12 protein-coding genes are annotated in these 14,189 nt (G+C 69.0%); 6 read left to right on the forward strand and 6 right to left on the reverse strand.

Going from position 1 to position 14,189, the window contains the following annotated elements; all coding sequences use genetic code 11:
- Positions 1-19: 19 nt before the first annotated feature.
- From ACWF0M_RS10300 to ACWF0M_RS10315, 4 genes are read right to left on the reverse strand one after another with little or no spacing between them, the layout of a single operon-like run.
- Positions 20-358 carry a non-heme iron oxygenase ferredoxin subunit gene (locus tag ACWF0M_RS10300; RefSeq protein WP_452235312.1) on the reverse strand — a complete coding sequence of 113 codons (339 nt, stop codon included), beginning with the start codon at positions 356-358 and terminating at the stop codon, positions 20-22.
- On the reverse strand, positions 355-1,557 hold the full coding sequence (gene sufD, locus ACWF0M_RS10305) for a Fe-S cluster assembly protein SufD (RefSeq protein WP_452235313.1): 1,203 nt from the start codon (positions 1,555-1,557) through the stop codon (positions 355-357). Before sufD ends, ACWF0M_RS10300 begins: the two co-directional genes overlap by 4 nt.
- Positions 1,557-2,969, reverse strand: coding sequence for a Fe-S cluster assembly protein SufB (gene sufB, locus ACWF0M_RS10310; RefSeq protein WP_452235314.1), 1,413 nt, complete (start codon positions 2,967-2,969; stop codon positions 1,557-1,559). Before sufB ends, sufD begins: the two co-directional genes overlap by 1 nt.
- Positions 2,966-3,691, reverse strand: coding sequence for a helix-turn-helix transcriptional regulator (locus tag ACWF0M_RS10315; RefSeq protein ID WP_452235315.1), 726 nt, complete (start codon positions 3,689-3,691; stop codon positions 2,966-2,968). The genes sufB and ACWF0M_RS10315 overlap by 4 nt, the downstream gene beginning before the upstream one ends.
- 164 nt (positions 3,692-3,855) lie before the next feature.
- On the opposite strand from ACWF0M_RS10315, the gene ACWF0M_RS10320 reads away from it, so the two are divergent.
- From ACWF0M_RS10320 to ACWF0M_RS10330, 3 genes are read left to right on the forward strand one after another with little or no spacing between them, the layout of a single operon-like run.
- Entirely contained in the window at positions 3,856-4,578 is a 723-nt protein-coding gene (locus ACWF0M_RS10320; RefSeq protein WP_452235316.1) for an ABC transporter ATP-binding protein, read from the forward strand.
- Complete coding sequence (locus tag ACWF0M_RS10325; protein WP_452235317.1) at positions 4,575-5,360, forward strand: ABC transporter permease; 786 nt, start codon at positions 4,575-4,577, stop codon at positions 5,358-5,360. Before ACWF0M_RS10320 ends, ACWF0M_RS10325 begins: the two co-directional genes overlap by 4 nt.
- Before the next feature lie 19 nt (positions 5,361-5,379).
- Entirely contained in the window at positions 5,380-6,306 is a 927-nt protein-coding gene (locus ACWF0M_RS10330) for a COX15/CtaA family protein (protein ID WP_452235529.1), read from the forward strand.
- Positions 6,307-6,830: 524 nt separating this feature from the next.
- Here ACWF0M_RS10330 and ACWF0M_RS10335 read toward each other — a convergent pair.
- Both ACWF0M_RS10335 and ACWF0M_RS10340 read right to left on the reverse strand, forming a co-directional pair.
- Positions 6,831-7,925, reverse strand: a complete 1,095-nt coding sequence (locus ACWF0M_RS10335) for a ScyD/ScyE family protein (protein ID WP_452235318.1) — start codon at positions 7,923-7,925, stop codon at positions 6,831-6,833.
- 129 nt (positions 7,926-8,054) lie between these two features.
- Positions 8,055-9,032, reverse strand: coding sequence for a heme o synthase (locus tag ACWF0M_RS10340; protein ID WP_452235530.1), 978 nt, complete (start codon positions 9,030-9,032; stop codon positions 8,055-8,057).
- Positions 9,033-9,265: 233 nt separating this feature from the next.
- Here ACWF0M_RS10340 and tkt point away from each other — a divergent pair, with 233 nt between their 5' ends.
- The 3 genes from tkt to ACWF0M_RS10355 are packed head-to-tail and all read left to right on the forward strand — an operon-like array spanning position 9,266 to position 14,169.
- A complete protein-coding gene (gene tkt, locus ACWF0M_RS10345) occupies positions 9,266-11,446 on the forward strand; it encodes a transketolase (RefSeq protein ID WP_452235319.1) in 2,181 nt (726 codons plus the stop codon).
- Positions 11,447-11,482: 36 nt separating this feature from the next.
- Entirely contained in the window at positions 11,483-12,592 is a 1,110-nt protein-coding gene (gene tal, locus ACWF0M_RS10350; protein WP_452235320.1) for a transaldolase, read from the forward strand.
- On the forward strand, positions 12,589-14,169 hold the full coding sequence (locus tag ACWF0M_RS10355) for a glucose-6-phosphate isomerase (protein ID WP_452235321.1): 1,581 nt from the start codon (positions 12,589-12,591) through the stop codon (positions 14,167-14,169). The genes tal and ACWF0M_RS10355 overlap by 4 nt, the downstream gene beginning before the upstream one ends.
- Positions 14,170-14,189: the final 20 nt, after the last annotated feature.

Raw genomic sequence — 14,189 nt, forward strand, 5'->3', positions numbered from 1 at the left:
TTCTTCTGTCTCCGTCGCTTTACAGGGCTGTCTGGTTCAGGGGGTTCTTCACGTCGACGAGTACGTCGTCGCCGTCGAGGCGCACGGGGTAGATCGGCACCGGGTCGTACGCCGGCAGGCTGGTCGGCTCGCCGGTGCGCAGGTCGAAGCGGGACCCGTGCAGCCAGCACTCGATCTCGCACTCGCCGACGTCACCCTCGGACAGCTGGATCTGCGCGTGCGAGCATTCGTCCCGCACCGCGAAGTACTGTCCTTCGCTCTTCACGACCGCGACCTCCACACCGCCGACCTCGACCGGGATCACTCCCTCGTCGGGGACGTCGGCGGCGGCGCAGGCGCGCTCGAACGTGTCGCTCACTGCCCGATAACCGCCTTGGCGGATGCGCTCAACTCCGCCGTCCGCGCCAGCTTCTCCTCGATCACCTTGTGCAGGTGCTCGGCCACCTCGGGTACGCCGATCTTGGCGATGATGTCGTTGAAGAAGCCGGACACCACCAGCCGCCGCGCCGCATCCTCGGGGATGCCCCGGGCCTGCAGGTAGAACAGCTGCTCGTCGTCGAACCGGCCGGTCGCGGACGCGTGCCCGGCGCCCTCGATCTCGCCGGTCTCGATCTCCAGGTTCGGCACCGAGTCGGCGCGGGCGCCGTCGGTCAGGACCAGGTTGCGGTTCAGCTCGAAGGTATTGGTGCCCTCGGCCGCAGCCCGGATCAGCACGTCGCCGATCCACACCGAGCGCGCGTGGTCACCGGCCAGCGCGCCCTTGTAGATCACGTTGCTCTTGCACTGCACGGCCTCGTGGTCGACGAACAGCCGGTTCTCGTGGTGCTGACCCGACTCCGCGAAGTACACGCCGAGGAGTTCGGCGTTGCCGCCAGGTCCGGCGTACCGGACGTTGGTGGCGATCCGGACGATCTTGCCGCCGAGCGTCACGACGACGTGGTGCAGCGTCGCGTCCCGCCCGACCAGCGCGTCGTGCTGGGCCAGGTGGATGGACTCGTGGTCGCCCTGCTGGATCGAGACGACCCGCAGCTCCGCGCCGTCGCCGGTGACGATCTCGACGTTGCTCCCGAGCTCGCCCGCGCCGGTGTGATCGATGATCACGATCGCCTTGCTGTGCCGGCCGGCGTCCACGATCAGGTGGCCGAAGCCGCGCGCTCCGAGGCTCGCGACGTTCACGTGCACCGGCTCGGTCAACTCGGCCTCGACCGGGATCTGCACCGCGAGCGCCTCGCCGGCGTGGTTCCACGCGACGGCGGCGGACCGGTCCTGCGGCGTACCGACCTTGAGCGAGTCCGCGGCGACGGTCTCGAAGACGACACCCTCCGGTCCGGAGGCGTCGATCTTCGGGGTCTCGCTGCCGGCCGCGTCGTCGAACAGGGCCTTGAGCTGCTTGACCGGCGTGAAGCGCCACTCCTCTTCGCGTCCGTTCGGCACGGCGAAGTCGGCCACGTCGTACGACGTCGGCCGCTCGCTGCGCGCCTGGAGCGGAACCGGGGAACCCGGCCCGTGAGAGTGCGCCTTGTTGCCGGTAGCAACAAGGGTTTCAGCGGACGACATCAGCCGACGGCCCCTTCCATCTGCAGCTCGATCAAGCGGTTCAGTTCCAGCGCGTACTCCATCGGGAGCTCGCGGGCGATCGGCTCGATGAAGCCGCGGACGATCATCGCCATCGCCTCGTCCTCGGCCATGCCCCGGCTCATCAGGTAGAAGAGCTGGTCGTCGCTGACCTTGGACACAGTCGCCTCGTGCCCCATCGCCACGTCGTCCTCGCGGACGTCGACGTACGGGTAGGTGTCCGAACGGCTGATGGTGTCGACCAGCAGCGCGTCGCAGCGCACCGTGGACTTGCTGTGGTGCGAGCCCGGCGCCACCTCGACCAGACCGCGGTACGACGTCCGGCCGCCACCGCGGGCCACCGACTTCGACACGATCGAGCTCGACGTGTACGGCGCGTTGTGCACCATCTTGGAACCGGCGTCCTGGTGCTGGCCCTCGCCGGCGAACGCGACCGACAGGGTCTCGCCCTTGGCGTGCTCGCCCATCAGGTACACGGCCGGGTACTTCATCGTCACCTTGGAGCCGATGTTGCCGTCGATCCACTCCATGGTCGCGCCCTCTTCGCAGGTGGCGCGCTTGGTGACCAGGTTGTAGACGTTGTTCGACCAGTTCTGGATCGTCGTGTAGCGGCAGCGGGCGCCCTTCTTCACGATGATCTCGACGACCGCCGAGTGCAGCGAGTCCGACTTGTAGATCGGCGCCGTACAACCCTCGACGTAGTGCACGTAGGCACCCTCGTCGACGATGATCAGCGTCCGCTCGAACTGGCCCATGTTCTCGGTGTTGATCCGGAAGTACGCCTGCAGCGGGATGTCCACCTTGACGCCCTTGGGGACGTAGATGAACGAGCCGCCGGACCAGACCGCGGTGTTCAGCGAGGCGAACTTGTTGTCGCCGACCGGGATGACGGAGCCGAAGTACTCCTTGAAGATCTCCGGGTGCTCCTTCAGGCCGGTGTCGGTGTCCAGGAAGATGACGCCCTGGGCCTCCAGGTCCTCACGGATCTGGTGGTAGACGACCTCCGACTCGTACTGCGCGGCGACGCCGGCGACCAGGCGCTGCTTCTCCGCCTCCGGGATGCCGAGCTTGTCGTAGGTGTTCTTGATGTCCTCGGGCAGCTCTTCCCAGCTCGACGCCTGCTTCTCGGTCGACCGGACGAAGTACTTGATGTTGTCGAAGTCGATCCCGGACAGGTCGGCGCCCCACGACGGCATCGGCTTGCGGTCGAAGAGCTTCAGGCCCTTCAGCCGCAGGTCGAGCATCCACTCCGGCTCGTTCTTGAGCGCGGAGATGCCCCGCACCACGTCGGTGCTGAGGCCGCGCTGGGCGACCGCACCGGCGGCGTCGGAGTCGGCCCAGCCGTACTGGTAGTTACCGAGACCTTCCAGTTCGGGGTGAGCGGTTTGCGTCATCGTGTAGTCCTCGCAGCTTCGCCGTCGGATACAGGGGGAACCGGGTTGGTACCCGGGATATGCGTCGTACAGACACCGTCGCCGTGGGCGATGGTGGCCAGTCGCTGCACGTGCTTGCCGAGGAGTCTCGAGAACACCTCGGTCTCGGCCTCGCACAGCTGGGGAAACTGCTCGGCCACGTGCGCGACCGGGCAATGGTGCTGGCACAGCTGCTCTCCGTGTGCGGCTTTCGCCGTGGAGGCCGCGTAGCCGTCCGCGGTGAGCGCCTGGGCGAGCACCTCCGCCTTCTGGTGATCGGGGGCCGCGTCCAGCAGCTCCCGGTAACGCCGCTCGACCTCGGCGGAGCGGCGCCGGGCGAACTCCGCCACGGCGTCGTCACCGCCGGCCTCGGCGATGAACCGCATCGCCGTCGCCGCGAGGTCGTCGTACGCCTGGTGGAAGGCGTGCCGGCCGGAGTCGGTCAGCACGAACACCTTCGCCGGGCGGCCGCGGCCGCGGGGGCCGTAGATCCGCTCCTCGCGGGATTCCACCAGGCCCTCGTCGAGCAGGTGGTCCAGGTGCCGGCGGACCGCCGCCGGGGTCAGTTCGAGCCGTTCGGCCAGCACCGCCGCGCTGGACGGACCGTTGGTCAGGATCGAGCGTGCAACCCGGTCCCGGGTCGATTCGTCCCGCGCGCCGGCAGCGCCGTGGGGCACGGCTCGGTCGGTCGCAGGAGTTTTCACAACATCAGTGTCGCGTAATTCCCCGGGCCCTTCAAATAAGGCTCCCCTAACCGGTTCGCACCGTCACGCGGGGCTCCGACCCCGACCGTGAGCGAGGTCACTTCCCACCCCCCAACCCCGAGCGGGGCGAGGGCTCTTCCAACCGGTTCTCTATGCTGCCGTTTGTGCCAGTCGCGGTGGAGATCGACAACCTCGTCGTGCGGTACGGCGAGAAGACCGCGGTCGACGGTCTCGGACTCACCGTATCCGCCGGCACGGTGACGGCTGTGCTCGGCCCGAACGGTGCCGGCAAGACCACGACCGTAGAGACGTGTGAGGGCTTCCGGCGCCCGGATTCCGGCCGCGTCCGGGTCCTCGGCCTGGACCCGCTCGCCGACCACGACGAGCTGATGCCGAGGATCGGCGTGATGCTCCAGGAGGGCGGCGCCTGGTCGGGTGTCCGCGCGGTCGAGATGCTGCGGTACGTCGCGACGCTGCACACCCACCCGCTCGACGTGCCCGCCCTGGTGGAGCGCCTCGACCTGGGCAGCTGCGGGCGTACGCCGTACCGGCGGCTCTCGGGTGGGCAGAAGCAGCGGCTGTCGTTCGCGCTGGCGATCGTGGGACGGCCGGAGATCGCATTCCTGGACGAGCCGACCACCGGGCTGGACCCGCACGGCCGGCGCGAGATCTGGCAGCTGATCCGCGACCTGCGCGACGACGGCGTGACCGTTGTCCTGACGACGCACGCGATGGACGAGGCCGAGCAGCTGTCCGACCAGGTGCATGTGGTGTCGGCCGGCAAGGTGATCGCCTCCGGCACTCCCGACTCCCTCACCGAGCACCACACCAAGTCCCTCGAGGACGTCTTCCTCGAACTGACCGCGCCGAAGCGGGAGACCCCATGAGCAGCGCCGCGACGTACGCCCCGCGGCCGGGCAGCGCGCCCTGGCCGCGGAAGGTGCTCGCGCACACCCGGATGGAGTTCAAGCTACTCGTCCGCAACGGCGAGCAACTGCTGCTCGCCCTGGTGATTCCGCTCGGTCTGCTGCTCCTCCTCGGCGGGACCGGTCTGGGCGAGCGGCTGCCGCTCGGGAGCGGCCGGCCGATCGACGAAGCAGTCCCCCGCGTGCTTGCGCTCGCGATCCTGTCCTCGTCGTTCACCTCGCTGGCGATCGCCACCGGCTTCGAGCGGCGGTACGGCGTCATCAAGCGCCTGGGCGCCTCTCCCCTGTCCCGCACCGGTCTCCTCGCGGGAAAGATCGGCGCGGTGCTGATCGTCGAGGTGATCCAGCTCGCCGTTCTGATCGGCACCGGATTGGCGCTCGGATGGAAGCCGATTGGCGGCTTCGAGGCCGTTTTCGGCGTGTTCCTCACCGTTCTGTGCGGTACGGCGGCGTTCGCGTCGCTGGGTCTGCTGATGGCCGGCGTACTGCGGGCCGAGGCGACCCTGGCCGCGGCGAACCTGCTGTATCTGCTGCTGCTCGTGGGTGGCGCGATCATGACGCCCGTCGACGAGTACCCGGCCGGCATGCAAGGCGTCGTACGCCTGCTGCCGAGCGCCGCGCTCGCCAACGGCATCGCGAATTCGACGGTCGAAGGGGTGATCCCGTGGGCGGCGGCGCTGTCGCTGGCTTTATGGGCGGGGGTGCTGGGGTACCTGGTGTCCCGCACCTTCCGCTGGGACTGACCTTTAGAGTGTGCCGGTGATGACGACGGACACGCCGCCCCAAGAGACCGAGCCAGTCAGCGGATTCTGGCGACTGGTTCCCGAGCCGAGCCTGGACGCCGTCCGGCGCTGGGGCTGGGCGTCGGTGGTGGTGAACATCGGCATCGTGGTCACCGGCGGACTGGTCCGGCTGACCGGCTCGGGGCTCGGCTGCCCGACCTGGCCGTCGTGCACCGACAACTCGTACGTCCCGCACGCCGAACTCGGCATCCACGGCGCGATCGAGTTCACCAACCGGATGCTCGGGTTCGTCGTCGCGATCGTGGCGATCCTCACCTGGCTGGTGGTCATGCGCTACCGCCCGATCCGGCGGGACCTGCGCCGGCTGGCGACCGCGGCCGCGCTCGGGGTCCCGCTGCAAGGGGTCATCGGCGGCATCAGCGTGCTCACCGGGCTGAACCCGTGGATCGTCTCGGCGCACTTCCTGGTCTCGCCGGTCATCATCACGCTGACGGTCGCGATGATGCGCCGGTCGCGCACCAGCCCGTACCCGCACACTCCCCCGGTGGTCCGCGCCCTCGCAACCGCTGCGGTGGTGGCGGTCTGGCTGACCGTTGCCCTCGGCACCATTGTCACCGGGGCCGGTCCGCACTCGGGCGATCCGGAGACCGGCCGCAACGGCTTCGACCCCGAACTGGTCGCCCAGCTGCACGCCGACGTCGTCTTCGGCCTGCTCGGAATCACGATCGCCCTGGTGATCGCGACCCGGGTGACCGCCACCTCACGGACGCTGCGCAAACTCGCCGCCTGGCTGCTGGCCGTCGAGCTCCTGCAGGGCGTCGTCGGCTTCACGCAGTACTTCACCGGCCTCCCGTGGGGCGTCGTCCTCGTCCACATGTTCCTGGCCGGCCTACTGATCGCCCTCGTCACCGCCGTATACGGCGAACGCGGGACACCCGCCGCCTGAACGACCGGGACCGTTCCGAACGCGGTCTCCTACAACTTCGCCGACGACGAGGTGGCGCGCCCGAGGAGCCGCCGTGTTCGCGATCTGCAGGCCCGTGCGACAGGTTCTGGTGGGCTAGAACCTGATATTTCCTGTCCGCAGTACCCAGAGGGTGACCCTTCCACCGACAATCGGCTTGTATCCCCAGTTCTCGCGCATTCAATTGCCATCGGCACCCTTTCGCCAGATCTCCAGTTCCACAAGGTCTTCCGGCATCCACGGGCGGGCATTCGCGAATTGACGATCAACCGCCTTTCTGAGCGATCTCACGCGTTCTGAGCGATCTCACGCTCCCTCGTCGACCGACAGCCCACGCCAGCTGCCGCGGTATTCCGGCCTGCCGTCGACGCTTCGCCCGCGATCGTGTTTGCGGCCGGACCTGACTGTTCTGGTCGGGACGCCAGGCCTTCCAGAGAGCGCGAGACACCCGCCACCTGACGGGCGTCCCGCGCTTCGCTCAGAACAGCACTCAGTACTTCACCCGGTCAGTACTTCACCTTGTAGACAGCACCTGGACCGAAGACAGGTCCAGCGACGTACAGCGCGCCCCACCGGTTGAAGCCCGCGCCACCGGGCAGCACGAGCTGGTCCTTCACCAGCTCCCGCTTGAAACCGGCTCGGTGGTTCCTGCCCGGGTACTGCAGGAACAGGCCGCCGTGCGTCGGGCCGGTCAGCTCGAAGCGGAACCAGCTCGCCTTGTCGAGCTCGACCACCGCGAGCGTCCCGCGCGGACCACCCGCGAGGTCGACGATCGACGTGTAGCCATCGGCGTACCGCTTGCAGTTGCCCTTGTTCGGCTTGGCGGGGTCGCACACCGCGCCCACCGAGCCTGGCCTGATCCGCCAGATCTCCGACGTACCCGGTGTGGCCGGGACACCGCGGAGCTCACCGACGTACCAGTAGCCGTCCGAGCCGACCGTCACCGACGTGGCCACCGCTTCGGCCACGAACGGGGACCCGGCCGGCGGCAGCCCCACCTCGGGCGGCAGGCCCGCCGGGACAGTGACCGTGCGCGGCTTCAGCCGGGCGACGGTCCTGATGAGGCCGTTCGGCCAGACGCGGAGCAGATCGTTGTTCGCGGCATCGGAGACCAGCACCGTGCCGTCGGCCAGCGCGGCGACCCCGAACGGGTTCGTCTCGGTCGGCGAGTCGGCCTGGTTGTACGGGTCCGGGTCGTGCGCCTGGTACTTCGCGATGTCGGCGACCACGACCGGTGACTTGCCCAGCCGCAACCGGAACAGGGTCGCGCCACCCGGTGGGATGTCGCCTTCCGGACCGCCACCGCCGGTCAGGGCGTACGTCGTACCCCACTTGTTCGTGTCGATGGCCGGCGCGAAGCCGCCCGGGACCTGACCGAGCTTCCAGGTCTTGTGGCCGTCGGTCGCGTACACCGACCCGTCGGTGACGCTGTAGATGACCTTGTCGCGGTACGTCGAGACGCCGCGCGGGCCGTCCAGACCCGTGACCACCGGCTTCAGGCTCGAGTGACTGCCGCTACCGGCGTCGGCCTGTCCCGCGACCAGCAACGAACCGGTCAGTGCGAGTGCCACGACCGCGGCGATGCGTGTTCGTACCCCCATGCGAATCCCCCTGCTGCTGTGTTCCCCAGGCCTCCCCAGGCGTGGATCCCCCTCCACAGGCAGGACCCATCGCAACACCAGATCACGATCAGGTCAACGGGAAAACCCATCGCGCCCGCGAGGCGACTCTCAGTGCAGGAGCGGGTCGATGGCCGCGGCAATGAACAGCAGCGCCAGGTAGATATTCGAGAAGTGGAAGAGCCGCATTGGGCGCAGCGCCGCGCCGTCCGCGCCGGTGTGGGCCCGGAGCAACAACCGGCGCGCCTCGCGGAGGAAGACGAAACCGAGCACGACGGCGGCCAGCGGGTACACGAAGCCGGTGTCGCCGATCGGCCAGAGCGCGATCGACGTGATCACCATGACCACGGAGTACGCCATGATCTGCCGGGCGGTGGCGACCGGGGTGGCGACCACCGGAAGCATCGGCACGTCGACCGACGCGTAGTCCTCGCGGTACCGCATCGCGAGCGACCAGGTGTGCGGCGGCGTCCAGAAGAACACCACCAGGAACAGCACGACCGGCGTCCAGGCCAGCTTGCCGGTGACCGCAGTCCAGCCGATGAGGGTCGGGAAGCAGCCCGCGATCCCGCCCCAGACGATGTTCTGCACGGTCCGGCGCTTGAGCAGCATCGTGTAGCCGAAGACGTAGAACAGGTTCGCGGCCAGCGCCAGTCCGGACGACAGCCAGTTCACGTAGAAGCCGAGCTCGAGGGTGGCCAGCACGCCGAGGACGACACCGAAGATGGTCGCGGAGCGTGGGCTGACCGCGTGTCGCGGCAGCGGGCGGCGCCGGGTCCGGCGCATCTGCTCGTCGATGTCGCGGTCGAGCACGCAGTTGATCGTGTTCGCGCTGCCGGAGGCCAGGATGCCGCCGATCAGGGTGGCGACCACCACCTCGAGACCGGGCACGCCACCGGCTGCCAGGAACATCACCGGCACGGTGGTGATCAGGAGCAGCTCGATGATGCGCGGCTTGGTCAGACCGACGTACGCCTTCACCACGTCGCGCACCGACGGACTCACCGTTGCAGCTGGTACAGCGGTAGCGTCCGGCAGCGGCGTCGGGTACGACGTCGTCGCGGCGGGACGCGGGTCGACGGCCGTCACGAACACCTCGAACAGAGTGGGTTGACGCCGGATGAGCGGCGCTGACGATTCAGCAGTCTACGACGCCCCGTAGGAGAGTTCTCGCACCCCCCTCCGATACCTGGGGGACAGCTCGGGAACAGCCGGATTCGCTGAACGGTTGACAAACAGTCGAAGGGTGCGCAGCGGAACGAGCAAGCCACAGTAGGCTCATCCTGAGCGAAGAGATCACCATCGAGAGGAGCGCCGCCGGCGTGACGGAGAAGACCAGCCCAAAGCTTGAATGGACCGAACTGGACCAGCGCGCGGTCGACACCGTCCGGGTGCTCGCGATGGATGCGGTCGAGAAGGTCGGCAACGGACATCCCGGTACGGCGATGAGCCTCGCCCCGGCGGCGTACCTGCTGTTCCAGAAGGTGATGCGGCACAACCCGGCCGACCCGCACTGGGCCGGGCGCGACCGGTTCGTGCTGTCCGCGGGGCACTCCAGCCTGACCCTGTACATCCAGCTCTACCTGGCCGGCTTCGGCCTCGAGCTGGACGACCTGAAGTCGCTGCGGACCTGGGGCAGCAAGACCCCGGGCCACCCAGAGTACCGGCACACCGCCGGCGTCGAGACCACGACCGGCCCGCTCGGCCAGGGCGTCGGCAACGCGGTCGGTATGGCGATGGCGGCCCGCCGCGAGCGCGGCCTGCTGGAGCCGGAGGCGCCGAAGGGCGAGGGCCTGTTCGACCACCAGGTGTACGTGATCGCCTCCGACGGTGACATCGAGGAAGGCGTCTCCTCCGAGGCGTCGTCGCTCGCCGGGACCCAGAAGCTCGGCAACCTGACGGTGATCTACGACGCGAACAAGATCTCGATCGAGGACAACACCGACATCGCGCTGTCCGAGGACGTGGCCGCTCGCTACGCGGCGTACGGCTGGCACGTCCAGGACGTCGACTGGACCAACGGCGGCACCGGCTACGAGGAGAACGTCCAGGCGCTCTACGACGCGCTCGAGGCGGCGAAGGCGGTCACGGACAAGCCGAGCTTCATCCGGCTGCACACGATCATCGGCTGGCCGGCCCCGAACAAGCAGAACACCGGCAAGATCCACGGCTCGGCGCTCGGCGCCGACGAGGTCGCCGCCACCAAGAAGGTCCTCGGCTGGGACCCGGAGCAGTCGTTCCAGGTCGCCGACGAGGTGCTCGCGCACACCCGCGCGGCGCTGGACCGTGGCAAGGCCCTCGAGGCCGAGTGGACCGGCAAGTTCGACGCGTGGAAGGCCGCGAACCCGGAGCGGGCCGCGCTGCTGGAGCGGCTGTCGAAGCGTGAGCTGCCGGCCGGCTGGAAGGACGCGCTGCCGAGCTGGGAGGCCGACGCAAAGGGTGTCGCAACCCGCGCCGCCTCCGGTGACGTGCTGACCAACCTGGCGCCGGAGCTGCCCGAGCTGTGGGGCGGTTCGGCCGACCTGGCCGGCTCGAACAACACCACCCCGAAGGGCCAGCCGTCGTTCATCCCGGCGGAGTACTCGACCAAGGAGTTCCAGGGCGACGAGTACGGCCGGGTGCTGCACTTCGGTATCCGCGAGCACGCCATGGGCTCGGTGCTGAACGGCATCGCGCTGCACGGCCTGACCCGCCCGTACGGCGGTACCTTCCTGGTCTTCTCCGACTACATGCGCCCGTCCGTGCGGCTGGCTGCGCTGATGCAGCTGCCCGTCACGTACGTCTGGACGCACGACTCGATCGGCCTCGGCGAGGACGGTCCGACGCACCAGCCGATCGAGCACCTCTCGGCGCTGCGGGCGATCCCGGGCCTGGACGTCGTACGGCCGGGTGATGCCAACGAGACTGCGGCCGCGTGGGCGACCATTCTCGAGCACACCGACCGCCCGGCAGGTCTGATCCTGACCCGGCAGAACGTGCCGACCTACCCGCGTGGGACGGACGGCTTCGCCACCACGGAGAACGTGCACAAGGGCGCGTACGTGCTGCTGGACACGGAAGGTACGCCGGATGTGGTGCTGATCGGCACCGGTTCCGAGGTCCAGCTCGCCGTCGAGGCGCGCGCCAAGCTGGCCGAGGAGGGCGTGAACGCCCGCGTCGTCTCGATGCCGTCGCGTGAGTGGTTCGACGAGCAGGACGACGCGTACCGCGAGTCGGTCATCCCGGCGGACGTGCGGGCCCGGGTCTCGGTCGAGGCCGGGATCGCGCAGAGCTGGCACGACATCGTCGGCGACGCCGGCCGCTCGGTGAGCCTGGAGCACTACGGCGCGTCCGCGGCGTACCAGACGCTGTACGACGAGTTCGGCATCACCACCGACGCGGTCGTGCAGGCCGCGAAGGAGAGCATCGCCGCCGCCGCGGCGATCAGCGGCCCGGGTGTACCGCCCGGCCGCGCCGCCGCCGGTCCGGTGGGTCCGGCCACCCCTGATCACGCCGCCAACTGAAGACACCACGAGATTCCGGAAGAAGGCATCGGACACATGAACGATCGCTTGAAAGCACTCGCCGACGCGGGTGTCTCCATCTGGCTGGACGACCTGTCCCGTGAGCGGCTGACCAGCGGCAGCCTGCAGGCGCTGATCGAGGACAAGCACGTCACCGGCGTGACCACCAACCCGACGATCTTCGCGAAGGCGATCTCGGACGCCGACGCGTACGCCGAGAAGATCGCCCACCTGGCCTCGCAGGGCGTCTCGACCGACGAGGCGATCCGGGTGATCACTACCGACGACGTCCGCGACGGCGCCGACGTGTTCAAGCCGGCGTACGACGACTCCGAGGGTCAGGACGGCCGGGTGTCGATCGAGGTCGAGCCGACGCTCGCGCACGACACCGCGAAAACGGTCGAGCAGGCCAAGCTGCTGTGGGACATCGTCGGCCGGGAGAACATCTTCATCAAGATTCCCGCCACCAAGGAAGGTCTGCCGGCGATCACCGCCACGCTGGCCGCCGGGATCAGCGTGAACGTGACGCTGATCTTCTCGCTGGAGCGCTACAAGGCGGTCGCGGACGCGTTCCTGACCGGCCTGGAGCAGGCCGTCGAGAACGGTCACGACGTGACCAAGATGGCCAGCGTCGCGTCGTTCTTCGTCAGCCGGGTGGACAGCGAGGTCGACAAGCGGCTGGACGCGATCGGCACCGACTCGGCGTTGGCGCTGAAGGGCAAGGCCGCGATCGCCAACGCGCGACTCGCATTCGAGGCGTACGAGGAGATTTTCGACACCGACCGCTGGCGCGAGCTCGAGACCGCCGGCGCGAAGCCGCAGCGCCCGCTGTGGGCGTCGACCGGCACGAAGGACCCGTCGTACTCCCCCACGCTGTACGTCGACAACCTGGTCACCCGCGGTGTCGTGAACACGATGCCTGAGGCAACGATCAAGGCGGTCGAGGAGCACAGCGAGATCACCGGCGACACGGTCCGCGGCGACTACGCGGGCGACCGCAAGGTGATCGACGACCTGGAGAAGCTCGGCATCTCGTACGACGAGGTCGTGCAGCTGCTCGAGGACGAGGGCGTCGCGAAGTTCGACGCGTCCTGGTCGGAGCTGCAGGACATCGTCGCGGCTGCCTTGAAGGCGGCCACCAAGTGAGCGCTCCCAAGGTAAGCACGCAGAACGGCGACTGGGCCGAGGTCGTCGACAAGCTGGTCGCGGAGAAGATCGCGTCCCGGATCGCCGCGAAGGACGCGACGATCTGGGGTCCGGAGGCCGAGTCCGAGGCGTCGATCCGGCTCGGCTGGGTCGACCTGCACGACACCTCGCGGCCGCTGCTCGCCGAGATCGAGGCGCTGCAGGCGGACCTGCGGTCCCAGGGCCTGGACCGGATCGTGCTGTCCGGCATGGGCGGCTCGTCGCTGGCCCCGGAGGTCATCACGCGTACGGCGGGCGTCGAGCTCGTCGTCCTCGATTCGACGGATCCGAGCGTTGTGAAGCGCGCGCTGGACGGTGACCTGTCGAAGACCGTGATCGTGGTGTCCAGCAAGTCCGGCGGTACGGTCGAGACCGACAGCCACCGCCGTACCTTCGCCAAGGCGTTCACCGACGCGGGCATCGACGCCGCCTCGCGGATCGTCGTCGTGACGGACCCGGGTTCGCCGTTCGAGAAGCTGTCGGCGGACGAGGGCTACCGCAAGACGTTCCTCGCGGACCCGAACGTCGGCGGGCGGTACAGCGCGCTGACGGCGTTCGGCCTGGTGCCGTCCGGTCTGGCCGGCGCCGACATCGCCGAGCTGCTCGACCAGGCGGCCGAGGCGGCTCCGGAGTTGCAGGCCGACTCCACCGACAACCCGGCGCTGTGGCTCGGCGCAGTGCTCGCGGCGAGCGCGGGGCGGGACAAGGCAATCATCACAGCGGACGGTTCTGACATCGTCGGATTCCCGGACTGGGCCGAGCAGCTGATCGCGGAGAGCACCGGCAAGAACGGCACCGGCGTACTCCCGGTCGCGGTCGAGGTCGGCGCGCCCGAGCTGCGCAGCGACGCCGACGACCTGACCAACGCGCTGCTCGCCGAGAAGGCGACCAGCGGTGTGCCGACTGCACTGACGTCGGGCTCGCTCGGCGGTCAGATGCTGCTCTGGGAGACCGCGACGGCGGTGGCGGGCTACCTGCTCGGCATCAACCCGTTCGACCAGCCGGACGTGGAGAGCGCGAAGAAGGCGGCGCGTGGTCTGCTCGACGCGCAGCCGGAGCCGGAAGCGGCTGCGTTCACCGACGGCGCCGTGGAGGTCCGCGCTACCGACGGTCTGCTCGACGGTGTCGACTCGCTGCAGGGCGCGGTTGACGCGCTGCTGGGCAAGCTCGATCCGAAGGGCTACGTCGCCGTGATGGCGTACCTGGACTCCGAGCGGGACGCCGACCTGATCGCGATCCGGCCGGCGCTGGCGACGAAGACGGACCGTCCGGTGACCTTCGGTTGGGGCCCGCGGTTCCTGCACTCGACCGGTCAGTACCACAAGGGCGGCCACCCGGAAGGCGTGTACCTGCAGATCACCGGTGCGCACCCGACCGACGTGGAGATCCCGGACCGGCCGTTCACGTTCGGCACGCTGATCTCGGCGCAGGCCGCCGGTGACGCGGGCGTCCTCGCGGAGCGCGGCCGTCCGGTGCTGCGACTGCACCTGACGGACGTGGCAAGCGGCGTACAGCAGCTCCTGTCCCTGTTCAAGTAACACGACACTCGGAGGAAAGC

Source organism: Kribbella sp. NPDC055110, assembly GCF_053607525.1.

What these genes read in the sequence shown, in the direction of transcription:
- sufD (WP_452235313.1), bottom strand. Translation starts at nt 1,557, where the DNA reads ATGTCGTCCGCTGAAACCCTTGTTGCTACCGGCAACAAGGCGCACTCT.
- sufB (WP_452235314.1), bottom strand. Translation starts at nt 2,969, where the DNA reads ATGACGCAAACCGCTCACCCCGAACTGGAAGGTCTCGGTAACTACCAG.
- ACWF0M_RS10325 (WP_452235317.1), top strand. Translation starts at nt 4,575, where the DNA reads ATGAGCAGCGCCGCGACGTACGCCCCGCGGCCGGGCAGCGCGCCCTGG.
- ACWF0M_RS10330 (WP_452235529.1), top strand. Translation starts at nt 5,380, where the DNA reads ATGACGACGGACACGCCGCCCCAAGAGACCGAGCCAGTCAGCGGATTC.
- ACWF0M_RS10335 (WP_452235318.1), bottom strand. Translation starts at nt 7,925, where the DNA reads ATGGGGGTACGAACACGCATCGCCGCGGTCGTGGCACTCGCACTGACC.
- tal (WP_452235320.1), top strand. Translation starts at nt 11,483, where the DNA reads ATGAACGATCGCTTGAAAGCACTCGCCGACGCGGGTGTCTCCATCTGG.